21 protein-coding genes are annotated in these 22,652 nt (G+C 69.6%); 12 read left to right on the forward strand and 9 right to left on the reverse strand.

Going from position 1 to position 22,652, the window contains the following annotated elements; translation table 11 throughout:
• Positions 1-107: 107 nt before the first annotated feature.
• Entirely contained in the window at positions 108-461 is a 354-nt protein-coding gene (locus tag ACWDNU_RS17330) for a hypothetical protein (protein WP_370940397.1), read from the reverse strand.
• Between the two features lie 33 nt (positions 462-494).
• Complete coding sequence (locus tag ACWDNU_RS17335; protein ID WP_370940396.1) at positions 495-944, reverse strand: hypothetical protein; 450 nt, start codon at positions 942-944, stop codon at positions 495-497.
• A gap of 160 nt (positions 945-1,104) precedes the next feature.
• Here ACWDNU_RS17335 and ACWDNU_RS17340 point away from each other — a divergent pair, with 160 nt between their 5' ends.
• Together ACWDNU_RS17340 and hisS are read left to right on the forward strand one after the other, a co-directional pair.
• Positions 1,105-1,488 (forward strand): hypothetical protein, encoded by a 384-nt coding sequence (locus tag ACWDNU_RS17340; protein WP_370940395.1) that lies wholly within the window; start codon positions 1,105-1,107, stop codon positions 1,486-1,488.
• 36 nt (positions 1,489-1,524) lie between these two features.
• Complete coding sequence (gene hisS, locus ACWDNU_RS17345; protein ID WP_449669588.1) at positions 1,525-2,820, forward strand: histidine--tRNA ligase; 1,296 nt, start codon at positions 1,525-1,527, stop codon at positions 2,818-2,820.
• A 458-nt stretch (positions 2,821-3,278) separates the two neighbouring features.
• Here hisS and ACWDNU_RS17350 read toward each other — a convergent pair whose 3' ends face one another.
• Both ACWDNU_RS17350 and ACWDNU_RS17355 read right to left on the reverse strand, forming a co-directional pair.
• A complete protein-coding gene (locus ACWDNU_RS17350) occupies positions 3,279-3,728 on the reverse strand; it encodes a flavodoxin family protein (protein WP_449669589.1) in 450 nt (149 codons plus the stop codon).
• A gap of 10 nt (positions 3,729-3,738) precedes the next feature.
• On the reverse strand, positions 3,739-5,367 hold the full coding sequence (locus tag ACWDNU_RS17355; protein ID WP_449669590.1) for a phospho-sugar mutase: 1,629 nt from the start codon (positions 5,365-5,367) through the stop codon (positions 3,739-3,741).
• 57 nt (positions 5,368-5,424) lie between these two features.
• On the opposite strand from ACWDNU_RS17355, the gene ACWDNU_RS17360 reads away from it, so the two are divergent.
• Positions 5,425-6,576 carry a glycosyltransferase gene (locus ACWDNU_RS17360; protein WP_449669591.1) on the forward strand — a complete coding sequence of 384 codons (1,152 nt, stop codon included), beginning with the start codon at positions 5,425-5,427 and terminating at the stop codon, positions 6,574-6,576.
• Positions 6,577-6,678: 102 nt separating this feature from the next.
• Here the strand turns inward: ACWDNU_RS17360 and ACWDNU_RS17365 are convergent, their stop codons facing one another.
• The 3 genes from ACWDNU_RS17365 to ACWDNU_RS17375 are packed head-to-tail and all read right to left on the reverse strand — an operon-like array spanning position 6,679 to position 8,863.
• Complete coding sequence (locus ACWDNU_RS17365) at positions 6,679-7,464, reverse strand: purine-nucleoside phosphorylase (RefSeq protein WP_449669592.1); 786 nt, start codon at positions 7,462-7,464, stop codon at positions 6,679-6,681.
• The gene (locus tag ACWDNU_RS17370) at positions 7,461-7,889 is read right to left on the reverse strand and encodes an ABA4-like family protein (protein ID WP_449669593.1); all 429 of its coding nucleotides are present in this window, start codon (positions 7,887-7,889) and stop codon (positions 7,461-7,463) included. Before ACWDNU_RS17370 ends, ACWDNU_RS17365 begins: the two co-directional genes overlap by 4 nt.
• Positions 7,886-8,863 carry a hypothetical protein gene (locus tag ACWDNU_RS17375; RefSeq protein ID WP_449669594.1) on the reverse strand — a complete coding sequence of 326 codons (978 nt, stop codon included), beginning with the start codon at positions 8,861-8,863 and terminating at the stop codon, positions 7,886-7,888. The genes ACWDNU_RS17370 and ACWDNU_RS17375 overlap by 4 nt, the downstream gene beginning before the upstream one ends.
• 116 nt (positions 8,864-8,979) lie before the next feature.
• Between ACWDNU_RS17375 and ACWDNU_RS17380 the strand changes: the two genes are divergently transcribed.
• Positions 8,980-9,600, forward strand: a complete 621-nt coding sequence (locus tag ACWDNU_RS17380) for a MerR family transcriptional regulator (protein ID WP_370940573.1) — start codon at positions 8,980-8,982, stop codon at positions 9,598-9,600.
• Between the two features lie 32 nt (positions 9,601-9,632).
• On the opposite strand, the gene ACWDNU_RS17385 is transcribed toward ACWDNU_RS17380, so the two are convergent.
• Positions 9,633-11,339 carry a serine/threonine-protein kinase gene (locus tag ACWDNU_RS17385; RefSeq protein ID WP_449669642.1) on the reverse strand — a complete coding sequence of 569 codons (1,707 nt, stop codon included), beginning with the start codon at positions 11,337-11,339 and terminating at the stop codon, positions 9,633-9,635.
• A 268-nt stretch (positions 11,340-11,607) separates the two neighbouring features.
• Here ACWDNU_RS17385 and ACWDNU_RS17390 point away from each other — a divergent pair, with 268 nt between their 5' ends.
• The 5 genes from ACWDNU_RS17390 to ACWDNU_RS17410 all read left to right on the forward strand — a co-directional run bounded on the left by ACWDNU_RS17390 (position 11,608) and on the right by ACWDNU_RS17410 (position 18,612).
• Positions 11,608-13,473, forward strand: a complete 1,866-nt coding sequence (locus ACWDNU_RS17390; protein WP_449669595.1) for a methylmalonyl-CoA mutase family protein — start codon at positions 11,608-11,610, stop codon at positions 13,471-13,473.
• Positions 13,470-15,638, forward strand: coding sequence for a methylmalonyl-CoA mutase (gene scpA / locus ACWDNU_RS17395; protein ID WP_449669596.1), 2,169 nt, complete (start codon positions 13,470-13,472; stop codon positions 15,636-15,638). The genes ACWDNU_RS17390 and scpA overlap by 4 nt, the downstream gene beginning before the upstream one ends.
• Positions 15,639-15,641: 3 nt before the next feature.
• A complete protein-coding gene (meaB, locus tag ACWDNU_RS17400) occupies positions 15,642-16,631 on the forward strand; it encodes a methylmalonyl Co-A mutase-associated GTPase MeaB (RefSeq protein ID WP_370940386.1) in 990 nt (329 codons plus the stop codon).
• A 189-nt stretch (positions 16,632-16,820) separates the two neighbouring features.
• Positions 16,821-17,135 (forward strand): hypothetical protein, encoded by a 315-nt coding sequence (locus ACWDNU_RS17405; RefSeq protein ID WP_370940385.1) that lies wholly within the window; start codon positions 16,821-16,823, stop codon positions 17,133-17,135.
• 190 nt (positions 17,136-17,325) lie between these two features.
• Positions 17,326-18,612, forward strand: a complete 1,287-nt coding sequence (locus ACWDNU_RS17410) for an amidohydrolase (RefSeq protein ID WP_370940384.1) — start codon at positions 17,326-17,328, stop codon at positions 18,610-18,612.
• A 656-nt stretch (positions 18,613-19,268) separates the two neighbouring features.
• Here the strand turns inward: ACWDNU_RS17410 and ACWDNU_RS17415 are convergent.
• A complete protein-coding gene (locus ACWDNU_RS17415; protein ID WP_370940383.1) occupies positions 19,269-19,721 on the reverse strand; it encodes a gamma-glutamylcyclotransferase in 453 nt (150 codons plus the stop codon).
• A gap of 133 nt (positions 19,722-19,854) precedes the next feature.
• On the opposite strand from ACWDNU_RS17415, the gene ACWDNU_RS17420 reads away from it, so the two are divergent.
• The 3 genes from ACWDNU_RS17420 (at position 19,855) to ACWDNU_RS17430 (ending at position 22,619) form a co-directional block, all read left to right on the forward strand.
• On the forward strand, positions 19,855-21,258 hold the full coding sequence (locus tag ACWDNU_RS17420; protein WP_370940382.1) for an NAD(P)H-quinone dehydrogenase: 1,404 nt from the start codon (positions 19,855-19,857) through the stop codon (positions 21,256-21,258).
• Between the two features lie 78 nt (positions 21,259-21,336).
• A complete protein-coding gene (locus tag ACWDNU_RS17425; protein ID WP_370940381.1) occupies positions 21,337-21,789 on the forward strand; it encodes a hypothetical protein in 453 nt (150 codons plus the stop codon).
• A 197-nt stretch (positions 21,790-21,986) separates the two neighbouring features.
• A complete protein-coding gene (locus ACWDNU_RS17430) occupies positions 21,987-22,619 on the forward strand; it encodes a hypothetical protein (RefSeq protein WP_449669597.1) in 633 nt (210 codons plus the stop codon).
• Positions 22,620-22,652 lie beyond the last annotated feature (33 nt).

The raw sequence follows: 22,652 nt of genomic DNA on the forward strand, positions 1-22,652 counted from the left end.
GCGACTCCGCGCCAGATCTGGAAAATGCTGGCCGCGGAAGCCTTCGTGCTGTCCAGATTCCCTCAGGGTTCCCCTCACGTACCTATGCGGGAGTCGTGCTAGGCGGGTCAGTCGGTGAGAGTGTCCGTCGGCAACAACGCCCGCAGCCGCCGAGTCGTCGCCTCGTATTCGACGTAAGCGCGCGAGTTATCCGGGCCACCAGCGGCCATCAGCTCGTCGTGCGCGATCGCCTGCTCCGCGATCACCGACGCGAGCAGCACCAGAAACCGGGCCGAACGCTCAGAGCGAACCGCCATCTCGGCGGAGCCAGGCAGACCCCGCTCGGCGAACCCCTCGAACACGGCGGTGTTCTCCCGTTGCTTCTCCGCCAGCAACCGGCAGGTCGCCGATTGCTGGCGGAGTTGGTCGGCATAAGCCACCTGCGGCGAAGCGGCATCCCCGGGCTGGCTCACGCCCGACATGATGCCCGTTCTCCGCCGCGGGCAGCCACCGGCTTAGAACACCACCACCGTGAACACGGCGGAGACGGCGGTGGCGAACAGGGTGGTTTCGGGGTGGTAGACCCGCAGCGTCAGCGTCGCGGAGACGTTCAGCCGGACGCCGAGGTCGAAGTCGTTGTCCGGTGCGCACGAGGCGGAGGCGAGGTTCACCCAGGCCCCGGCCTGAGTTTGCTCCTGCAGGTACAGGAGTCCGCCGTCGTCGGCGCGACCTGCCGGGCCAGTCGCGAAGTGCCCGTGGATCCGGAGCTCCTCGCCCTTGCGCACCTTGGCCTTGACCGGTCCGGCCTTGATGTGGACGGGCGTCTTCTTCCCCGCCTGGTGCGCGGCCGGAGCACTGGCCCGCGGGACGGCCGCCGCGGCAGGTGCGGTCAGGCAGAGGCCGCCGAGAGCGAGGGACAAGGCGAGACCGGCCCATCGGGCGGGTCGCCGCATCGAGGTAGTCATGCGCCTCACCGCAGTCCACTGCCACTCGCGCCGCTGCTCGATTCCCTCGACGGTCGGGGGACAGCCACCGGCAAGGGGGACAGCGTGACCGTCGGCAGAAGTTTCGTGACAGTGTTTTAAAACGGTGTTATGGTCGCTTTCGCACCCCAAGGAGGCGACCATGCACGGCCCTGCCCAGTTGTTCACCGTCATCGCGCTCGTATCGCTGCCGACCGTCATGTACGGCGGCTACGCGCTCAGCGGCGTCTTGCGCCGCGGCGACCTCACCGAGAAACAGCGCGGGTTCTTCCGCGCCGGACACGCCCACGCCGGCGTGCTGCTCGTCCTCACGCTCGCCGCGTTGCAGCTGGTCGAGCACGGCGGGCTCGGCGACACCGCGCGCTGGATCGTCTGCTTCCTGCTGCTGTTCGGCGTGCTCGCGCAGTCCGGCGGGTTCTTCCTCGCGATGCTGCGCACCCGCGTCGGCATGAGCGTCACCACCGGCGGCGCGGTGCTGCTCGGCGCGGCCATGCTGCTCACCGCCTACGGCGTCGCGTTCCCCTGACGAAATCGCTGGCGCCGGGTCGTTAAGCTTGATGACGTGCCTGAATACCTGTCAACTGCGCCTGTCAAGGGGACCCGAGACTTCCTCCCCGCCGAAATGTCCGTCCGCACGCAGGTGTTCGGCCATCTCTACGACGTGCTGGAGCGCTACGGCTACCTCCGCTACGACGGCCCGATCCTGGAACAGGCGGAGGTCTACGAGCGGAAGTCCGGCCAGGAGATCGCCGACCAGCAGCTGTACACGCTCACCACGCGCGGCGGCGAGCGGCTCGCGCTGCGCCCGGAGATGACGCCCTCGGTGGCCCGGATGATCGCCGGCCACGCGAAATCGCTGTCGTTCCCGGTGCGCTGGTACAGCCACCCGAACTGCCACCGCTACGAGCGCCCGCAGCGCGGCCGCGTCCGCGAGCACTGGCAGATCAACGCCGACATCTTCGGTTCGGAAAGCGCGAACTGCGAGATCGAGATGTTCGAGCTGATCCACGACCTGATGGGCGCGGTCGGCGCGACCCCGGACATGTTCGCGGTGCGCGTCAACGACCGGAACCTGCTGTCGTCGGCGCTGACCGACGTCGTCGGCATCTCGCCGGACCACCTGCCGCAGGTGTTCGCGCTCGTCGACCGGTGGGAGAAGACCTCGGCCGAGGAGCACGCGGCCAGCGCGGCCGAGATCGGGTTGTCGGACAAGCAGTACGAGAAGCTCGCCGAGACGCTCAGTGCCGGCCCGGCGCTGCTCGACGAACTGCCCGCGGAGGTCAAGGCCGAATCGAACCTGGTCAAGGTGCTCTCCAGCAGCGCGGCGAGCCTGGTCCGGTACGAGCCGCTGATCGTGCGCGGGCTGGCGTACTACACGTCGACCGTGTTCGAGGTCTTCGACACCTCGCCGCAGAACCGCCGCGCGCTGTTCGGCGGCGGCCGGTACAGCAACCTCGCCTCGATGTTCACGAAGGAGCAAATCTCCGGCATCGGGTTCGGCATGGGCGACGTGACGCTGATGGACTTCCTCGACACGCACGGCCTCACGCCGCAGCCGCGCAGCGAGGTCGACGTCACCGTCATCCCGGTCACCGAGGAGCTGGCGGACCCGGCCCGCGACGTCGCGACGACGCTGCGGAAGGCGGGCCTGCGCACCTCGACCCCGCTGGAACTGCGCAAACTGGGCAAGGAGCTCACGCGCGCGGACAAGGCGGGCGCGATCGCGGTCGTGATCGTGGGCGAGGAGGACTGGGCGGCGGGCCGGGTGACGGTCCGGAGCCTGGCCACCCGCGAGCAGCAGCAGGTCGCGCTGGCGGATGTGCCGGCGGCGGTGCGGGCGATGGTCTCGCCTGCCTGATTTTCGCCAAGACGGGCGTCGGTCTCCGGACCGGCGCCCGTCTTGTTTGTCCGTCGAGTCGCGGATCCGGTGCGGTTTCGTCACTCACGGCAGCCGGCCGCCGCCGAATCGGCCACTCGACTGGACGCTCCACAATGGACAGTCAAGATCGCCGCGTTCGTGCCGCCCGTGCGGGCCGATGGTCCACTGACTGGGACGACGGACGGGTCAGATCCAGGTTTCTCCGGCTTCTCGGGCCTGGTCGGCGCCCTCGGAGTTGATTCGAGCACGCTTGGTTGTCATTGCAGGGTCGTCATGATCGGTTCTTTGTAGTACCCTTGCGTAGTCGAGGTTGATCGCCTTCGTTGCGAACCCTTGACTTGGCCTGTTGCCGGAGGTCGACCCCCAGGGCTTCCGGTGACAGGCCTCTTTACTTTCCCCGCACCGGCTTTCGGCCCGCTCAGCGGAGCGAGTGCTGCTCACATGAGCGTCGCGGCAAGGGTTCCGCCGAGTTCGGTCACCGCTTCCAGCGCGGCTTTGCCCGGTTCGCCCGTCACGAGCACCGGCTCGGCCACCCGGGTCCAGCCGAGCCCGGTCGTGATCGCGTCGAGTTGCCGTACGGTCCCGGACGTGTCGTTGTTGCCGTGCACGTACGCCCCGAACGGGCGGCCTTTCGTCGAGTCCAGGCACGGGTAGTACACGGTGTCGAAGAAATGTTTCAACGCGCCGCTCATGCTGCCGAGGTTCGCCGGCGTACCGAGGAGGTAGCCGTCCGCGGCCAGCACGTCGGCCACCGTCGCGCCGAGCGCGGGACGGCGGACCACGTCGACGCCTTCGATGTCCGGGTGGTTCGCGCCGGCTAGCGCGGCCTCGAACATCGCCTGCATCGACGGCGACGGCGTGTGGTGCACGATCAGCAACGTGGGCATGGTTCTCCCGTCAGCGCAGCAGTGCGGTGATCTCCTCGCGGACCGCGTCGAGCACTTCCGTCGCACTGCGCCGCGCGTCGGCGAGCTCGCCGGTCACCGGAGTCACCACTTGCAGATACGCCTTCAGTTTCGGTTCCGTGCCGGACGGCCGCACTACGACACGCACGCCGTCGCCGCTCAGCCGGAGCACGTCGGCGTCCGGCAGGAGGTCTTCGAGCGCCACCGGCACCCCGCCGAGCGTGGCGGGCGGGTTCGCGCGCAGCTCGGCCATGAGGCGGCCGCGCACGGAAAGATCGGTGACCCGCAACGAGACTTGATCGGTGAGGTGCACGCCGTGCCGGGTCGCGATGTCGTCGAGGACGTCGAGCAGGGTGCGGCCGTCAGCCTTGAGCGTGGCGGCAAGGTCCGCGCCCGCGACCGCGGCGGAGATGCCGTCCTTGTCGCGAACGAAACTCGGGTTCACGCATAGTCCGAGGGCTTCCTCGTATGCGAACACCAAACCCTCGCCGGCTCGGACCAGCCATTTGAACCCGGTGAGCGTCTCCGCGTAGCGCGCGCCCTTTTCCTTCGCCACTTCGCCGAGCAGCGACGAGGACACGATCGTGGTGGCCACCAACGGATCTGGATTGTCCGTTGTGGACAGAACGTGCGCCCCGAGCAGGATGCCGGTCTCGTCGCCGCGCAGCATCCGCCAGCCGTCGGGGCCGCGAACGCCGAGTGCGCACCGGTCGGCGTCCGGGTCGAGCGCCACCGCGAGATCGGCGTCCACTTCGGACGCCAGTGCCAGCAGGAGGTCGGTCGCGCCGGGTTCCTCGGGGTTGGGGAATGAGACGGTGGGGAAGTCGGCGTCCGGTTCGGACTGCGCGGAAACCAAGTGCACGTCAGTGAATCCGGCCCGCGACAGCGCGGCCCGCAGGGTCTCCGCACCGACGCCGTGCAGTGCCGTCGCGGCGATCCGCAGCTCGCGCGTCGTGCCGCGCGGCAGCGCCCCGACCGCGGAAAGGTATGCCTCTCGCGGGTCGACGACCTCGGCACCGGGCTTGCGCGGAATGCTCCGGGTCGCCGGGGCCGACTGGATCGCGCGCTCGATTTCGCCGTCGGACGGCGGCACGATCTGCCCGCCGGTGGCGTCGTAAAGCTTGTACCCGTTGTCCGCGGGCGGGTTGTGCGATGCGGTGATCTGGATTCCGGCGACCGCGCCGTAGTGCAGCACCGAGAACGCCAGCACCGGCGTCGGCAACGGCTGCGGCAGCACCTTCACCGCGAATCCGGCTGCAGTCAGCACTTCGGCCGCCGCGGCGGCGAACGCCTCCGAACCGTGCCGCGCGTCCCGGCCGACCACGACCACGCCGCCCGCGTGCCCCTGCGCGGCGAGCCACGCGGCGACCCCCGCGGTGGTCCGCGTGACGACCGCGACGTTCATCCCGTTCGGACCCGCGCGCACCGGCCCGCGCAGACCCGCGGTGCCGAACTCCAGCGGCCCGGCCATCCGGTCGGCGATCTCCTCGGCCGCGCCGGGCTCCTTGCCCATCGCGCGGGCGAGGACGGCGGTCAGCTCCTCGCGCGACGCCGGATCCGGGTCGTCGGTGATCCAGCGGTAGACGGAATCGCGGAGGCGGGAATCGAGGCTGTCGGACACCCGGGCCAGCTTACGCGGATCCGGAAACCGGGTGGTGGCTGGCGATACGCTCGCGTGGTGCGCATTCTTTTCACTTCCCTCGCGTCTTACGGCCACCTCTATCCGTTGCTGCCGCTAGCCGTCGCCGCGCGCGACGCGGGCCACGACGTGGTTTATGCGACCGCCCCCGCCTTCCATCCGACGCTCGAAAAGGCAGGCCTCGAAACCGCCGCCGCCGGGCTGACCCTGCAGGAGGCGTTCGGCCGCCTGTTCTCCGGAGACACCCGCAGCCGCCACGAGGTCCCGGAAGCCGAGCTGAACGAGGCGATCGGCAAGGGGTTCGGCCGGCTGCTGCCCACCGAGTTCATGACCGACCTCGCCCCCGTGCTCGCCGAGCGGAAACCGGACCTGGTCGTGTACGAAATGGGCAATCCGGGCGGCGCGTTCGCCGCGCACCGGGCCGGGATTCCCGCGATCGCACACGGATTCGGCCGGGTTTCGCCCGGCGGTCTGGTGGAGCACATCGCCAAGCGGATCGGCGAGCTGGCTGCCGAACTCGGCCTCACCGGGGACAGCAGGCTGTTCTGGGGCCATCCGTTCGTGGACATCTGCCCGCCGTCGGTGCAGGTGCCGGAGTTCGTCGCCGGGGCCCGGCGCGTGCCGCTGCGCCCGGTCGGCTGGAGCGAACCGGGAGAGCTGCCGTCCGGCATCGAAGGCCGCGATCGCAGCCGTCCGCTGGTGTACCTGACGCTCGGCACCACCGGAGCGAGCCAGGCGCATCTGCTGACGTCGGCGCTGCAGGGCCTGGCCTCGCTCGACGTAGACGTGCTGGTGGCGACCGGTCCGTCCGTCGACGTCGAGGCGCTCGGCGAGGTGCCGTCGAATGTGCGGCTGGAGGCGTGGGTTCCGCAGTCGGAACTGCTGCCGCACGTCGATCTGGTGGCGCATCACGGCGGAAGCGGGACCACGCTGGGCGCGTTCGCCGCCGGGGTGCCGCAGCTGGTGTTGCCGCAGGGCGCGGATCAGTTCACCAACGCCGCCGCGGTGGTCGAGGCCGGTGCGGGCGCGAAGCTCCTCGGCGACGAACTGACGGCGGACGCGGTTCGGGAGGCGGCCGGCCGGTTGCTGGCGGACAGCACGGTGGCGGACGTCGTGCGCGGGCTGGCGGCGGAGGTCGCTGGGATGCCTTCGCCGGAAGAAGTGGTCGCGCAGCTGCCGCAGTACGTCTGAGCTGCTTGCGCCCCAATGTGGCATTGGGTGCGTGGGATGCACCGAACGCCACATTGGGTGCGTAGGACGCATCCAATGCCACATTCGGGCGCTCGCCGGAACTCACGCGCGGGCGACGAGTTCCTTCAGCAGCGAGCCCATCCGCGTCGCCGACTGCCGCCCGGCCTCGAGGACTTCCTCGTGGTTGAGCGGCTCGCCGGTCATGCCCGCGGCCAGGTTCGTGACCAGCGACAGCCCGAACACCTCGAGCCCGGCCGCGCGGGCGGCGATCGCCTCCAGCACGGTCGACATGCCGACCAGGTCCGCGCCCATGGTGCGCAGCATCCGGATCTCGGCGGGCGTCTCGAAGTGCGGCCCGGGCAGGCCCGCGTACACGCCCTCCTCCAGCGAATCGTCGATCTCCCGCGCCAGGTCGCGCAGCCGCTTGGCATAGAGATCGGTGAGGTCGACGAAGTTCGCGCCGACGATCGGGGAGCGCGCGGTCAGGTTGAGGTGGTCGGAGATCAGCACCGGCTGCCCGACGCTCATGCCCGCGCGCAGCCCGCCGGCCGCGTTGGTGAGCAGCACCGTCTTCGCGCCCGCAGCCGCGGCCGTGCGTACGTTCTGCACGACCGGCTCGATGCCCTTGCCCTCGTAGAAATGCGTACGGCCGAGCAGGACCAGCGCGCGCTTGTCGCCGACCCGCAATGACCGCACCGTGCCGCCGTGGCCGACGGCTCCGGGCGGGGTGAAGCCCGGCAGTTCGCCGAACGGGATCTCCGCGTCGGCGGTTCCGATCACGTCCGCGGCCGGACGCCAGCCCGAACCCAGCACCACGGCGATGTCGTGCTTCTCGACGCCGGCGCGCTCGGCGATGACGGCCGCGGCCGCCTCCTCCAGGTTGCTCATGCCGCCGAGCGTATCCGGGCGCTGCGCACGGCGAGGAACGCGACCAGGCCGAACGGTGACAGGAAGATCGTCAGCAGGAGCAGCGGGCTGAGCACCCACCACGGGACCCGGTGCGTGCGCGCCTCGAAAAACATCCAGCGCGCGATGAACAGGTCGAACGCGATGAGGTGCGCCCAGACCAGCGCGGCCCCGTACGACGTGCTCAGGAACCCTTGCAGGACACCGAGATCCGGCCGTTGCATGGCGTGCCACAGCTCCCCGAGGTGCGGGATGGCCAGCACGAAGTACCAGACCAGCGGCAGCAGCGGCACCCACGGCGAGGCCAGGATCCGGCGGGTGCCGCGCCAGCCGGGCAGGAAAATCATCAACGCCCAGAACGGCACCGCGACCGGGAACGTCCAGGCGAAGACGGTCAGGTCGCTCACCGGACCGCCTTGCGGACCGGCACCAGCACCGACGCCGCGACAGCCGCCGCGATGACGCCGACCAGCAGGCCGGCCGCGGCCAGCGTCGTGCCGCTCGGGTAGATGAGCGGCTCGCCGCGTTCGGCCTGCCACAGGATCAGTCCGACGAGACCCGCGTAGCCGACCGAACCCGTCCACACCAGCCGCACGCGCACCGCGCTCTCGCGCAGCCGGGGCAGTCGCGTCGCGAGCACCGCGAGGCCGAAAGCCAAGAGCGGCAACGCTTGCAGGCCGTGCAGACCGATGAAGTGCGCGATGCGCAGGTCGCCGCCGGTGGTGCTCCAGCCGAGCAGCGGAAGACCGGGGCCGCCGTCCGCGACGCCGACGCTGTGCGCGCCGATGAGGTCGGAATGGCCGGTGGCCTTGATCGCGGCCCGCTCGATCGGAGTCGGCTGGGTCATGGTCGCGCCGAGGCCGGCGCCGATCAGCGCGACGACCGCGCCGGTGCGCACCGCCCAGTACACCGCGCGATCCTCGATCTTGGTGAACATGAGCGCGACGGTGCCCACGAGCGTGGCCAGCCAGAGCCCCGCCACCATCACGCCCATCGCCTGGAACAGCGCGGCGTCGAACGGGGATGTGTTCGCGAAGTGGCTCGGCCGGGCGCGGGCCGCCTGGAACGCCATCGCCACGTACTCGGCGGCGAACAGCACGACAGCGACGGTCGTGGCGACGCTCGCGACCTTGTGCAACTTGCCGCGCAGCAGCGAAACGAGCCAGCTCCAGGTGAAGAAGTAGAGCCCGCCGGACACGGCGAACTTGAACGGCTTCGCCCAGACCGGCGCGCCGAGCAGGGTCCGGTGGTCGATCAGCATCGCCGCGATGGACAGCACGGTCGCGACGGCCATCGCCCCGGCGAACCACAGCGAGGGCCGGTGCCAGGTGCGCATCCGTGCGGTGTTCAGCGTCGCGGGCGGGTCGACAGTGGTGGTCATGAGGCTCCTCCCAGAATGGATAGTGCTGCTCTCCACTATGGGAAGTTAAACTATCCATCCTGAGATGTCCTCAGGGTTTTTCCCGGAAGTCCGGAAGTAGGGTCGAGCGGGTGCGGATGGCAGAGCTGAGCGCCGAGTCCGGGATCCCGGTGGCGACGATCAAGTACTACCTGCGGGAGGGGCTGCTCCCGGCCGGCGAGCGGACCAGCCCGAACCAGGCACGCTACGGCGAGGAGCACGTGCGGCGGCTGAAGCTGATCCGGGCGCTGGTCGAGGTCGGCGGGTTGTCGGTGGCGACCGTGCGGGAGGTTGTCGCGGCGGTTGATTCAGATCGGGCCGCGTACAACGTGCTGGGGGTGGCGCAGCGGGCGTTGACCGGGTTCAAGGCTGAAGTGCCCACTGATGATCGGGAGTGGGCGATGGGGTTGCTTACCTCGCTGGCCAAGGAGCACGGGTGGAAGTTCGGGCCGGACAATCCGGTGGCGGATCTGCTGGTGGGGACGCTGTGCACGATTCGTTCGCTGGGGCATCAGGCGTTGCTTGATCAGATCGGGCGGTATGCGGAGCTCGCTGATCGGATTGCTGAGGCTGATTTGGACACGCTGGAGGCTGGGGTGTCTATGGATCGGATTGTTGAGGCTGCGGTGGTGGGGACTGTGTTGGGGGATCGGTTGTTTGAGGGGTTGCGGAGGTTGGCTCAGGCTGCTGAGACTGCGCGGCGGTATACGGAGGGGTGAGTTGATTTGATTTGAGGGTGCAGCGGTGGCGGTTATGAAGTTGCTGGGAAAGACAGGGTCGGTGCGATTTGGTTAAAGGTGGCGGAGCCGGTGTCTTCCTGTTCTGCTGGAACGGTCAGCGATAGCAGCCACAGGGTGTTGTCGGCTTGTTTGATCAGGGCGTAGGTCGCGCGGGTGATCACGGCGTCCGGGTTGGCGGAGCGGCTTTGTGCTCGTTCTACTGCGCGGAACATGACTTCTACGCCGTTGTTTGTTTGCACTGGTTCTCGGGTGAAGTTGAATGAATCCTGCGAACCTGAAGAGCGCAGCGCCGCCATCGCGTCGTTGAGCGAGTACTTCTCGTAGAAGTTCGGGATTCGTTCCAGGCGCAGGGATTGGCGGCCGTCCGGGGAAAGGTATTGGACGACTGTCGAGGCGCCGTAGGCGGATTTTCGCGAGGCGATGAAGCGTTTCCATCCTTCGGGCACAGAGACGGTGTATTCGCTGTCGCGCGAGACGTTCGCGGTTGCGCTGGCGTTGCCGTGTTGGGGGACCAGTTTCAGCGGCTCCGAGGAGCCCGCGACGGTGCCCAGGGTGGCCAGCACTCCGGTTTCCGGGCTTTGTGGGGGCAGCAGGTTTTGGCCGCTCACCACGCGAGCCAGTGCGAAACCGCCGCCGCAGGCCAGGGCGAACAGGACCATTGAAGCGACTGCCAGCATCGCCGTTGCTTTGCCGCTGCGGCGTGGGGGCGGGGGCGGCAGCGGGGCGGGCAGCGGAGGTGCGGCTGGTAGCGCGGGAGCGGGGGTGAAGGCGGGGGCGGAACCGGTGTTTCCCGAGCGCATGAAGGGCAGCGGGCCTGGGTCCGCGGCCAGTGCGGCGGGCTGATCGGGAGTGTCGGGTTTCGGGGCGACCGTTTTGATGACCTGGGTGTCGGTCGCGTCCAGGTGGGCGGCCGTCTTTTTGCCGTCTGGGGTGCGGAACAGTTCTGGGCCGAAGAGGTCCAGGGCGGCCTTGTTCTGCATGGGGTAGAGACGGTGGCGCACCTCGCGCAGCGAGATTCGCTTTTCCGGCTCCTTTTTCATCAACGCCGCGATGACGTCGGCCAGCGGGCCTGGCTTCGGGCGCGGGACTTTGCCGTTGACGACCTTGCCGACGGTTTCCAAAGGGTCGCCGTCCGCGTCGTATGGGGGTGCGCCTTCGACGGCGGCGAAAAGCGTCGCGCCAAGGCCCCACAGGTCGGCGTTGGGGGTGACCGCGCCGCCGGAAGCGACTTCCGGCGAGATGTAGGCGGGCGAACCCAGCATGATTCCGGTTCGGGTCATGGTGGCTTCGGAGACGTTGCGGGCGATGCCGAAGTCGGTGAGCTTGATTCGGCCGTCGCTGGCGACCAGGACGTTGCCCGGCTTCACGTCACGGTGCGTGATGCCTGCGTCGTGGGCGGCTTCGAGGGCCGCCGCGACCGCGATGCCGACGGCAGCGGCCTGCTCCACCGTCAGGGGGCCGTGGTCGCGCAGCAGGTGGGCGAGGCTGCGCGACGGCAGCAGCTCCATCACGACGAACGGGGCGTCGTTCTCGCGCGCGACGTCGTGCAGCGTGATGACGTTCGGATGCGACAGCACCGCGATCGCACGGGCCTCGCGCAGCGTGCGCTCGCGGAGTTCGTCCGCCTGTTCGGCGGGGATGCCCGGCGGCACCTTCATCTCCTTGACCGCGACCGGGCGGTGCAGGAACTCGTCGTACGCCGACCAGACCGTGCCCATCGACCCTGACCCCAGAACCGACCGCAGCCGGTAGCGCCCGGCTACTACCCGCGGCTGGTCGCCGCCGGTCGACGGCTCGGCGTTCGCGGAGCCGGTGCTGTCGGTGTTGCCGGGCTGGTCCAGGTCGCTGTTCTCCGAGGGCACCCCATGATTGTGGCCCAAGCCGCCGACACTCTTCGACTCAGCACCGCTACCCCTGAGTTCACCCGTACGGGGGGCGAGCAGAGTCACAGGTGCGGGTGGTGGCCTGCCTCTACCATCACTGGGTATGACGAACGTGGCTGGTCCGGAGTCGGCGCCGACTTCCGAGCCCGGGCTCGCGCTCGCGGCGGAGTTCCCGACCGCGGACCGTGCCCAGTGGCAGGAGCTGGTGGCGGGAGTGCTGCGCAAGAGCGGCAGGCTCCCCGAGGATTTCGCGGGTGCGCCGGAGAGCAAACTCGTCTCCCGCACCTACGACGGCATCGAAATCCAGCCGCTATACACGTCTGACGACGCGGGCGGCGACCTCGGCTTCCCCGGGTTGCCGCCGTTCGTGCGCGGGGCCCGGCCGGAGGGTGTGGTCGACACCGGGTGGGACATCCGGGTCCGTCACCAGCGCGAAGACGTCCGTGCGGCGAACGCGGCGATCCTCGCTGACCTCGAAGGCGGCGCGTCTTCGGTATGGCTGCGGCTCGGCGACGGTTCGCTGCCGATCTCGGCGCTCGCGGACGCGCTGAACGAGGTGTACGTCGGCCTCGCGCCGGTGGTCCTCGACGCCGGGGCGGAGTACGAAACCGCAGCTCAGGCGCTTCTCGACCTCTTCGCCGAGCGCGAGGTCCCGGCCAGCGAAGCCGTCGGCACGCTCGGTGCGGATCCGCTCGGCACCACCGCGCGCACCGGGCAGGCGCTGCCCCTCGGCCCAGCTGCCGAATTGGCCGCGAAGGTTGCCCCTAAGTACCCCAAGGTCCGCACGATCGTCGCCGACGGACTGCCGTTTCACGAGGCAGGCGGCTCCGACTCGCAGGAACTTGGCGCGACGATCGCGTCTGGCGTCGCTTATCTGCGGGCGCTCACCGAGGCCGGTCTGGACGTCGCCGCGGCGGCCGCGCAACTCGAGTTCCGGTTCGCCGCGACTGCCGATCAGTTCCTCACGATCGCCAAGTTCCGCGCCGCGCGCCGGCTGTGGGACCGGGTTCTCGAAGTTTCCGGCGCGGCTGCGGACGCGCGCGGGATGCATCAGCACGCGGTCACGTCGCCGTCGATGTTCACCCAGCGTGATCCGTGGGTGAACATGCTGCGCACCACCGTCGCCTGCTTCGCGGCTGGCGTCGGCGGCGCGGACGCGGTCACCGTGCTGCCGTTCGACGCGGCGATCGGCCTGCCGGACGCGTTTTCCTCGCGGATCGCCCGCAACACCAACGCGATCCTCATCGAGGAGTCGAAGCTGGGCAGCGTGATCGACCCGGCGGGCGGCTCCTGGTACGTCGAGAAGCTCACCGACGAACTCGCCGAAGCCGCGTGGCGCGAGTTCACCGCGATCGAAGCGGCTGGCGGCATCGAGGCCGAGCTGGCGTCCGGTGCACTCGCCGGACGGCTGGCCGAGACCTGGGAGAAACGCGCGAGCCGCCTCGCTACTCGGCGCGATCCGCTCACCGGCGTCAGCGAGTTCCCGAACCTGGACGAAAAGCCGGTCACCCGCGAGCCGGTTCCGTCCACTGTGGACGGCGGGCTGCCGCGGCACCGGTACGCCGAGGAGTACGAGAAGCTGCGCGACGCCTCCGACGCCTACCTCGCCGAGCACGGCGAGCGGCCGAAGGTTTTCCTGGCCACGCTGGGTCCGGTCGCCGCACACACCGGACGCGCGTCCTTCGCGACGAACCTGTTGCAGGCGGGCGGTATCGAGGCGGTGAACCCCGGCGCGACCGACGACCTGCCCGGCGCGTTCCGCGAGAGCGGCGCGAAGGTCGCGTGCGTCTGCGGCACCGACGCGGCGTACGAGGAACAGGCCGCTTCCGTCGCGGCCTCGCTCGGCGCGGACAGCGTTCTGTTGGCGGGCAAGGGAACCTACGACGGAATCAGCGGCAATTTGTATGCCGGGTGCGACGCGCTCGAAATCCTGACCAGCCTCCACGCACAGCTGGGAGTCTCCGCATGAGCATCCCGAATTTCGCCGACGTCCCGCTCGGCACTCCCGAGCCCGGCGACCGAGCCGCGTGGGCACAGGCGGTACAGGAAGCCACCGGCAAAGGCCCGGACGCGCTGGCCTGGGAAACCCCCGAGGGCATCGGCGTGAAGCCGGTCTACACCGCCGCTGATCTGTCCGATGTGGACTTCCTCGGCACGTACCCTGGCGTCGCGCCGTACCTGCGCGGGCCGTACCCGACGATGTACGTCAACCAGCCCTGGACGATCCGCCAGTACGCCGGGTTCTCCACCGCCCAGGAGTCCAACGCCTTCTACCGCCGCAACCTCGCGGCCGGGCAGAAGGGCCTGTCGGTCGCGTTCGACCTCGCGACCCACCGCGGCTACGACTCCGACCACCCGCGCGTGTCCGGCGACGTCGGCATGGCGGGCGTGGCGATCGACTCGATCTACGACATGCGCCAGCTGTTCGACGGCATCCCGCTCGACAAGATGTCCGTCTCGATGACGATGAACGGCGCGGTCCTGCCGGTGCTCGCGCTCTACGTGGTCGCGGCCGAGGAGCAGGGGGTGAAGCCGGAGCAGCTCGCGGGGACGATCCAGAACGACATCCTCAAGGAGTTCATGGTCCGCAACACCTACATCTACCCGCCGCAGCCGTCGATGCGGATCATCTCCGACATCTTCGGCTACACCTCGCAGCACATGCCTAAGTACAACTCGATCTCCATCTCGGGCTACCACATGCAGGAGGCCGGAGCGACCGCCGACCTGGAGCTGGCGTACACGCTCGCGGACGGCGTCGAGTACATCCGCGCGGGCGTCGAGGCGGGCCTGGACGTCGACAAGTTCGCGCCGCGGCTGTCGTTCTTCTGGGCCATCGGCATGAACTTCTTCATGGAGGTCGCGAAGCTGCGCGCCGCGCGCCTGCTGTGGGCGAAGCTGGTTAAGCAGTTCGACCCGAAGTCGCAGAAGTCGCTGTCGCTGCGTACGCACTCTCAGACGTCAGGCTGGTCTCTCACCGCGCAGGACGTCTTCAACAACGTCACGCGTACGTGCGTCGAAGCGATGGCTGCTACCCAGGGGCACACACAGTCGTTGCACACCAACGCTCTCGACGAAGCGCTGGCCCTGCCCACCGACTTCTCCGCGCGGATCGCGCGCAACACACAGCTGTTGCTGCAGCAGGAATCCGGCACCACGCGCGTCATCGACCCGTGGGGCGGCAGCGCGTTCGTCGAGAAGCTCACGTACGACCTCGCGCGCAAGGCATGGGGCCACATCACCGAAGTCGAGGGCGCGGGCGGCATGGCGCGCGCGATCGACGAAGGCATCCCGAAGCTGCGCATCGAAGAGGCGGCCGCGCGTACGCAGGCGCGCATCGACTCGGGACGACAGCCGGTCATCGGTGTGAACAAGTACCAGGTCACCGACGACGAGCAGATCGACGTTCTGAAGGTCGACAACGCGGGCGTACGTGCACAGCAGCTCGAGAAGCTGCGTCGGCTGCGCGAAGAACGCGACCCGCAGGCCACCGAGGACGCGCTGCGCCGGCTCACCGAAGGCGCGCAGAACAACGGCAACCTGCTCGAGCTCGCCATCAACGCCGCGCGCGCGAAGGCCACCGTCGGCGAGATATCCGACGCGCTGGAGAAGAACTGGGGCCGCCACTCCGGCCAGATCCGCACGATCTCCGGCGTCTACCGGGAAGAGGTGGGGAAGTCGGACAACGTCGAGAAGGCCCGCGAGCTGGTCGACAAATTCGCTGAAGACGAAGGCCGCCGCCCGCGCATCCTCGTCGCGAAAATGGGCCAGGACGGCCACGACCGCGGCCAGAAGGTGATCGCGACCGGCTTCGCCGACCTCGGCTTCGACGTCGACGTCGGCCCGCTGTTCTCCACCCCGGCCGAGGTCGCGCGCCAGGCGTCGGAAGCGGACGTGCATGTGATCGGCGTGTCGTCGCTTGCCGCCGGGCACCTCTCGCTGGTGCCCGCGCTGCGCCACGAGCTGGCCGAGCTGGGCCGCGAGGACATCATGGTCGTGGTCGGCGGCGTGATCCCGCCGCAGGACTACCCCGAGCTGCGCGAAGCGGGAGCGGCGGCGATCTTCGGCCCGGGCACGGTGCTCGCGGACGCCGCGATCGACCTGCTCCAGCAGCTGGCCGCGCAGGAGTCCTGAACCTTGCCGCGGCGGATCGACGTCGGCGAATACGCCAAGGGCGTGCTCGCGGGCGACCGGGGGACCCTGTCCAAGGCCATCACGCTGGTCGAATCGCATCGGGAGGACCACCGGCGGCAAGCCCAGGAACTGCTGGTCGAGCTGCTCCCGCACGCCGGCGGGGCGAAACGCGTCGGCATCACCGGCGTTCCCGGAGTCGGCAAGTCGACATTTATCGACCAGCTCGGCACCGACCTCACCACGGCCGGGCACCGGGTCGCGGTGCTGGCCGTCGACCCGTCCTCGACCCGCACCGGAGGCTCGATCCTCGGCGACAAGACCCGGATGGCACGGCTGGCGGTCGATCCGAAGGCGTTCATCCGGCCGTCGCCGACGTCCGGCACGCTCGGCGGCGTCGCGCGCGCGACCCGCGAGACGATCGTGCTGATGGAAGCGGCCGGCTTCGACGTCGTGCTGGTGGAGACGGTCGGGGTCGGGCAGTCCGAGGTGACCGTGGCGAACATGGTCGACTGCTTCCTCTTCCTGACCCTGGCGCGCACCGGCGACCAGTTGCAGGGCATCAAAAAGGGCGTGCTGGAACTCGCTGACGTCATCGCCGTGAACAAGGCTGACGGCCCGCACGAACGCGACGCCAAGCGTGCCGCGCGCGAGCTGCAGGGCGCGCTGCGGATGATCTACGGCAAGGACGCGCTCTGGACACCGCCGGTGCTCACGTGCAGCGGGCTCGAAGGCAGCGGCCTCGACGAGGTGTGGGCGGCGATCGGGAAGCACCGCGAGGTGCTCACCGAATCGGGTGATCTTGGTGAACGGCGCAAACGTCAGCAGGTGGACTGGACCTGGTCGATGGTCCGCGAACAGCTGCTCGACCGGCTCACCGCGCACCCGGCGGTCCGCGCGCAGGTAGCCGACGTGGAACGAGCCGTGCGCGACGGAGAACTCACCGCCACGCTGGCCGCGCAACGGATCTTGGCGGCGTTCGCCGAGCCGTCGTGAACCCCTCTTCTTGAACGTTGTCCAAGAAGAAAGACCGCTCTGCGCACAAGTGTCTTTTGACCGTCTCAGGGGCTTGTTGCGCCCGACGGTCGTCAGCACGGGGCGAGCGGACCCGGCTCCACCGCGTGGCGGCTGACGCGTCCGAGCTTCGGCGGGCACAATGCACGGTGACGGCGTAGAAGGGAAGTCATGGCGAAGGTGCGGGGACTGCTGCTGGCCGGTTTGCTCGGCGTGCTGCTCACCGGAGTGCTGCCGGTGGCGGCGTCCGCGGCGACCTCGGCTCCTGCCGCAGCCACCGTGGCGGTTGAGACGGCGATCACGCAGGTGAACGCGGTCCATCAGGCACCCCCGGGCCCGGTGCTGGACCCCACGCAGACCGACAAGGCCAACGCCGACAAGACGAAGAAGAACCTCATCGCGGGCGGGGCGGCGGTGGTGCTGCTCGCCATCGTGTTCTTCGGCCGCCGCCACCGCATCAAGCGCCGCAAGGCCCAAGGCGGCTGAGCTTTCCGGCGTTCACCCACGCCGAACTTCGTCAGCCGTTCGCCGCAGATCTTCTACCGGCCGTCTTGGTCGGAGCGCACCGCACCGCCGCTTGCCACCTGCATGGTGCACGATCGACTCCAATGCGTAAGACAGATCGATCGGCACGTTGCGTGTTCCCCTGCGCTCGTGTTGCGGGAGGAGGTGCGGCGTGACGGTGCTGGACTCACGGCCGGACGTTCCAGGTGACCACAACCCGATCGCGGCGCCCGGCGCGCTGCTCACCGAAGCCGGCGTCAGCATGGCTCCGGTGGAAGACCTTGGCGCGGGCCGCGGCCCGTTCTGGCTGGACGACTGGCTGCGCGCGAACGCGACCGACGTGCTCGCGTGGCGGCGGCACATCCACGCCCACCCCGAGCTGTCGCGCGACGAGTACGCGACGACCGAGCTGATCGTGTCGCTGCTGCGCCGGGTCGGGCTGAAGCCGTGGGTGCTGCCCGGCGGCACCGGCGTGGTGTGCGACATCGGCAAGGGCGAGCGCTGCGTCGCGCTGCGCGCGGACATCGACGCGCTGCCGCTGACCGAGGACACCGGCCTGCCGTACTCCTCCACCACCGAGGGCGCGGCGCACATGTGCGGCCACGACGCGCACACCGCGATCCTGCTCGGCGCCGGCCGCGCGCTCGCCGGCGCGCCCGAGCTGCCCGGCCGCGTGCGGCTGATCTTCCAGCCCGCGGAGGAGGTCATGCCCGGCGGCGCGCTGGACATGATCGCCGCGGGAGCCCTGGAAGGCGTCGAGCGCATCTACGGCCTGCACTGCGACCCGCGGCTCGAAGCGGGCAAGGTCGGCACCCGGGTCGGCGCGCTGACGTCCGCCGCCGACCTCATCGAACTGCGCCTCACCTCGCCGGGCGGCCACACGTCGCGGCCGCACCTCACCGCGGACCTCGTGTACGCGCTGGGCACGGTCATCACGTCGCTGCCGTCGGTGCTGTCCCGCCGCGTCGACCCGCGGTCCGGCACGGTGCTGGTGTGGGGCGCGGTGCACGCCGGACAGGCCGCGAACGCGGTGCCGCAGGACGGCGTCCTGCGCGGCACGCTGCGGACCGCCGACCACGAGGTGTGGAAGGCGCTGGAGCCGCTCGTCGCGTCGTCGGTGGAATCGCTGCTGGCCCCGACCGGAGTCGGCTTCTCGCTCGACTACCGGCGCGGCGTGCCGCCCGTGGTCTCCGACGCCGAGTCGACCGCGCTGATGCGCGCCGGCGTCGAGGCGGCGGTCGGCGAAGCGGGGCTCGCCGGGACGGAACAGTCGTCCGGCGGCGAGGACTTCGGCTGGTACCTGGAGCACGTCGGCGGTGCCTTCGCCCGGCTCGGCGTGTGGTCCGGCCCGCCCGCTCCGCAGGCCGACATCCACCGCCCGACGTTCGTCCTCGACGAGCGCGCGCTGCTCGTCGGAGTCCGCACTTTGGTGCACACCGCACTGGCCTCGCTGGCCTGAGTTATCCACAGGCTGCGGGCCGGTGTGGATAACTTGGGTGGGTGAGAGGTACCCCTCGCGCGGGGGTGTCAGCGGGGGATTACGCGCTGTGGTCTAGACCGCGGATGCCTTGGTCTTGGTCCGTTCACCGAGAGTCATTTCGGACTTTTGTGCTGCCGGGGCGAGCCTGTTGGCGGTTGGCTGCCGGTGATGGATTTCGTGTTGCGCGGCAACAATTCTGGCGGAATTCGGGGCTGGCGGCGGCGCTGTGCTGACCTGATTTCTGCAGTCATCTTCGGTCACGCGCTGCTGTTTTTCCTGCGCGCTGAGGTGCTCGATGCCCGTGTGGGTGAGCCTCTGCCGTGTGGTATTGGGCGGCTGTCCGGCCCGGCTGTGGATAGTCCGGAGACGCAGAGTTATCCACAGGGCGGTGCCGCTGGGGACAACTTCCGGCCCTCTGCTAGGGCGGGTGTGGATGACTCCGGAAACGAGTGTTCCAGGGCGACGGGAGCAAGGCCGGAGCGGCCGGGTTGGTTCGTACTTCGAACGGCTGACGGATGGCGCGCGGGCGCTCGGGGACGGCTGAGGGCAGGGCAGCCGAGGGTCGGCCGGGCGGGGTTAGGCGAGGGCCGAGCGGGCGGGGCAGCGTCGGGCGAGGGCCGAGCAGGCGGGAAGCGTCAGCCGCTGATCCCGGTGCACGGCCGGGTGCGCAGGTCGTCCACGTAGTCCACCGGGGCCCCGGCCGCCTCCGCGGCGTCCGCGAGCACCCCGAGATACCGCGCCGAGGGCAGCCCGCCCTCGTAGGCGTCCAGGACGTACAGCCAGGCCAGCACCGACCCGTCCATGGTCTGCACCCGCAGCCGGATCTTCGTGTGCATCCCCAGCTCGCCGCCTTCCCAGCGGTCGAGGCGTTCCTCATCGAGCGCGGTCACGTCGTAGATCACCACGAACACCCGAGACGACGGGTCCTCGACGATGGTGGCCAGCGCGCCTTCCCACCCGATGTCCTCGCCGCCGAAGGTCAGCCGCCAGCCTTCCAGCCAGCCGGTGCCCGCCATGGGCGAGTGCGGGGCGCGCTCCAGCATCTGGGCGGGCTCCATGTTGGATCCGTAAGCGGCATACAACGGCACGCGGCACAGCCTAGCGACCCTTCCTTCGCATATCCGGATGCACATGCCGTGTCCCGGGCACTTCGCCTGCCGGTCAGGTTCGCCGCGTAGGGTCAGGACCACCGCCAAGCACGTGTGACATAGGAGGACCCAGGTGACCAGGATCGTGATCATGGGTGGCGGCCCGGCGGGCTACGAAGCCGCCTTGGTCGCGGCGCAGCACGGCGCCGACGTGACGATCGTCGAGCGGGACGGCCTGGGCGGCGCCTGTGTCCTCTACGACTGCGTGCCCTCGAAGACGTTCATCGCGTCGTCCGGCGCGCTCGCGAAGATGCACGACCTCGGCGAGCTCGGCATCAACACCGACATGGCGGACACCACCGTCGACCTGCCGACCGTCCACGGACGAGTGAAAGGCCTCGCGCTCGCGCAGTCGGCCGACATCCGCGCCCGCGTGCAGCGTGAAGGCGTCCGCGTGATCACCGCCGAGGCCCGCTTCGCCGACGACGAGCCGGGGCTGGCCACCCACACGGTGGAAGTCACGCACGCCGACGGGAAGGTGGAATCGCTGTCCGCCGACGTCGTGCTGATCGCCACCGGCGCGACCCCGCGCGTGCTGCCCGGCGCGGTGCCGGACGGTGAGCGGATCCTGGACTGGCGGCAGCTGTACGACCTCACTGAGCTGCCCGAGCACCTCGCGGTGATCGGATCCGGCGTCACCGGTGCCGAGTTCGCCTCCGCGTACACCGAGATGGGCGTGAAGGTCACCGTCGTGTCCAGCCGCGACCGCGTGCTGCCGCACGAGGACGCCGACGCCGCCGCGGTGCTCGAAGAGGTCTTCACGCAGCGCGGCACCACGGTGGCCAAGCAGGCCCGTGCGGAACGCGTCGAGCGCACCGAGAAGGGCGTCGAAGTTCACCTGGCCGACGGTCGCGTGATCGAGGCAAGCCACGCGCTGATGACCGTCGGGTCCATCCCGAACACCGCCGACATCGGCCTCGACCGCGTCGGCATCGAACCCGGCCCCGGCGGCTTCATCGCGGTGGACCGGGTGTCGCGCACGAGCGTCCCCGGCGTCTACGCGGCGGGCGACTGCACCGGCGTGCTGATGCTCGCGTCCGTGGCGAGCATGCAGGGCCGCATCGCGATGTGGCACGCGCTGGGCGAGGGCGTCGCGCCGATCAAGCTCAAGACCGTCGCGGCGAACGTCTTCACCCACCCGGAGATCGCGACCGTCGGCATCAGCCAGCAGGCGATCGACTCCGGCGAGGTTCCCGCGCGCACGATCATGCTGCCGCTGGCCACCAACGCGCGCGCGAAGATGGAAGGCCTGCGCCGCGGTTTCGTGAAGCTGTTCTGCCGCCCCGCCACCGGCGTGGTGGTCGGCGGCGTGGTGGTCGCGCCGTCGGCGAGCGAGCTGATCCTGCCGATCGCGCTGGCCGTGCAGAACCAGCTGACGGTGGACCACCTCGCGCTGACGTTCTCGGTGTACCCGTCGCTGTCCGGATCGATCACCGAAGCGGGCCGTCAGCTCATGCGGCACGACGATCTGGACTGATTTTTCTCCTCCGGGCAACCCCGTGCCGCACACCGCGTCTTGCGGGGTGAAGACGTGTGGCACGGGGAAGGAACGAGGGTGCGCAAGAGCGCGATTTTCGCGGTGGCGGCGGCGATCGGACTGGCCGGGACAGCGGTCCCGGCGGTAGCGGCGGACGGGCCGGCCCCTGATCCGGTGACCGTGCAGCTGAACCAGGACACCGCGGTGCTGCACGGCCAAGTGAACGCCTACCAGCGCGGCTCGGACCCGAACCTGGCGCTCGCCTACTGCCCGGGCGCCAAGGCCGGTACGGCGACGTTCAGCTCGCCCGCGCTCGCGTTCTCGCAGTACTTCTACGGCGAGATGGTCGGGGTGAAGGCCACGATGAGCGCGCACGCGAAGCTGGTGCCTGGCACCAAACCCGGCAGCTATCCGCTCACCGTCACGTGCGACGGGAAGCAGTACAACGCGACGTTCACCGTGCCGGCCGCGCAGGTGTCCCGGGTGCCTCAAGGCGCGGCGAAAGCGGGCGACGGAAGCCTCGCCAGCTAATCGTCCATGCTTGCCAAAACCGCCGGAAAATTGTTTCCGGCGGTTTTTTCGTTCCCGGGGCAACCCCGCGGCGGGTGGAGACGTCTTGGTTGTTGTCGGAACGAAAACGCCCGGGCCGCAGGGGGAACTGCTGGCAGGGCGCGGATTCGCCGCTGTCGCATGCGGCGGGAATCGCATTTTTCATCAAGGGGAGTGTCATGAAGCGTACCGTTGTTTTCTCCGCCCTGGTCGCCGCCGGAATGCTTTCGGCCGCACCGGCTTTCGCCGCCGAAGCGCCCACTACGAGCACCACCGCTGCTCCGTCTTCCGCTCCTGCCACGGAGGAGCCGACGGACGACAACGCGGGTGTCCCGAAGGCGTTCATCCGCGTGCTGCCGTCGTCGGGCCACGCCGGGGACCGCGTCACGGTGCGCATCGGCTGCGAGGCCTCGGAAATCAAGAACCTGAACTCGGCGGCGCTGCAGTTCGGCAAGCTGCACCCGGTCGGCCCGCAGAACGACCCGTCGAAGGCTCCGATCTCGCAGGGCACCGCGACCGTTCGCACCGGCGTGAAGCCCGGTGTGTACAAGGTGGCGTTCTCTTGCGGCAGCGCGGACCTCAGCACGAAGTTCACCGTGCTGGGCGCGAAGCCCGCGCCGAAGCCGACGCCCACTCCCGCGCCCAAGCAGGTCAGCAAGGTCCCGTCGGGCGCCCCGCAGACCGGCGGCACGGACGGTCCGGTCGTGGACAGCCAGTCGAACCTGGGCCTGCCGATCGCGGCCGGCGCGATGGGCGTGCTCGCACTCGGCGGCACCGGGCTTGTGGTGGCGCGTCGTCGCCAGCGTGGCTGACTAGTCTCCTGGGCCTGGCTGCGTTTTCGCGGC

The organism is Amycolatopsis sp. NPDC003676, from assembly GCF_053587275.1.

What these genes read in the sequence shown, in the direction of transcription:
- ACWDNU_RS17330 (WP_370940397.1), bottom strand. Translation starts at nt 461, where the DNA reads ATGTCGGGCGTGAGCCAGCCCGGGGATGCCGCTTCGCCGCAGGTGGCT.
- ACWDNU_RS17335 (WP_370940396.1), bottom strand. Translation starts at nt 944, where the DNA reads ATGACTACCTCGATGCGGCGACCCGCCCGATGGGCCGGTCTCGCCTTG.
- ACWDNU_RS17340 (WP_370940395.1), top strand. Translation starts at nt 1,105, where the DNA reads ATGCACGGCCCTGCCCAGTTGTTCACCGTCATCGCGCTCGTATCGCTG.
- ACWDNU_RS17350 (WP_449669589.1), bottom strand. Translation starts at nt 3,728, where the DNA reads ATGCCCACGTTGCTGATCGTGCACCACACGCCGTCGCCGTCGATGCAG.
- ACWDNU_RS17365 (WP_449669592.1), bottom strand. Translation starts at nt 7,464, where the DNA reads ATGAGCAACCTGGAGGAGGCGGCCGCGGCCGTCATCGCCGAGCGCGCC.
- ACWDNU_RS17375 (WP_449669594.1), bottom strand. Translation starts at nt 8,863, where the DNA reads ATGACCACCACTGTCGACCCGCCCGCGACGCTGAACACCGCACGGATG.
- ACWDNU_RS17380 (WP_370940573.1), top strand. Translation starts at nt 8,980, where the DNA reads ATGGCAGAGCTGAGCGCCGAGTCCGGGATCCCGGTGGCGACGATCAAG.
- ACWDNU_RS17385 (WP_449669642.1), bottom strand. Translation starts at nt 11,339, where the DNA reads ATGGGCACGGTCTGGTCGGCGTACGACGAGTTCCTGCACCGCCCGGTC.
- ACWDNU_RS17390 (WP_449669595.1), top strand. Translation starts at nt 11,608, where the DNA reads ATGACGAACGTGGCTGGTCCGGAGTCGGCGCCGACTTCCGAGCCCGGG.
- scpA (WP_449669596.1), top strand. Translation starts at nt 13,470, where the DNA reads ATGAGCATCCCGAATTTCGCCGACGTCCCGCTCGGCACTCCCGAGCCC.
- ACWDNU_RS17405 (WP_370940385.1), top strand. Translation starts at nt 16,821, where the DNA reads ATGGCGAAGGTGCGGGGACTGCTGCTGGCCGGTTTGCTCGGCGTGCTG.
- ACWDNU_RS17430 (WP_449669597.1), top strand. Translation starts at nt 21,987, where the DNA reads ATGAAGCGTACCGTTGTTTTCTCCGCCCTGGTCGCCGCCGGAATGCTT.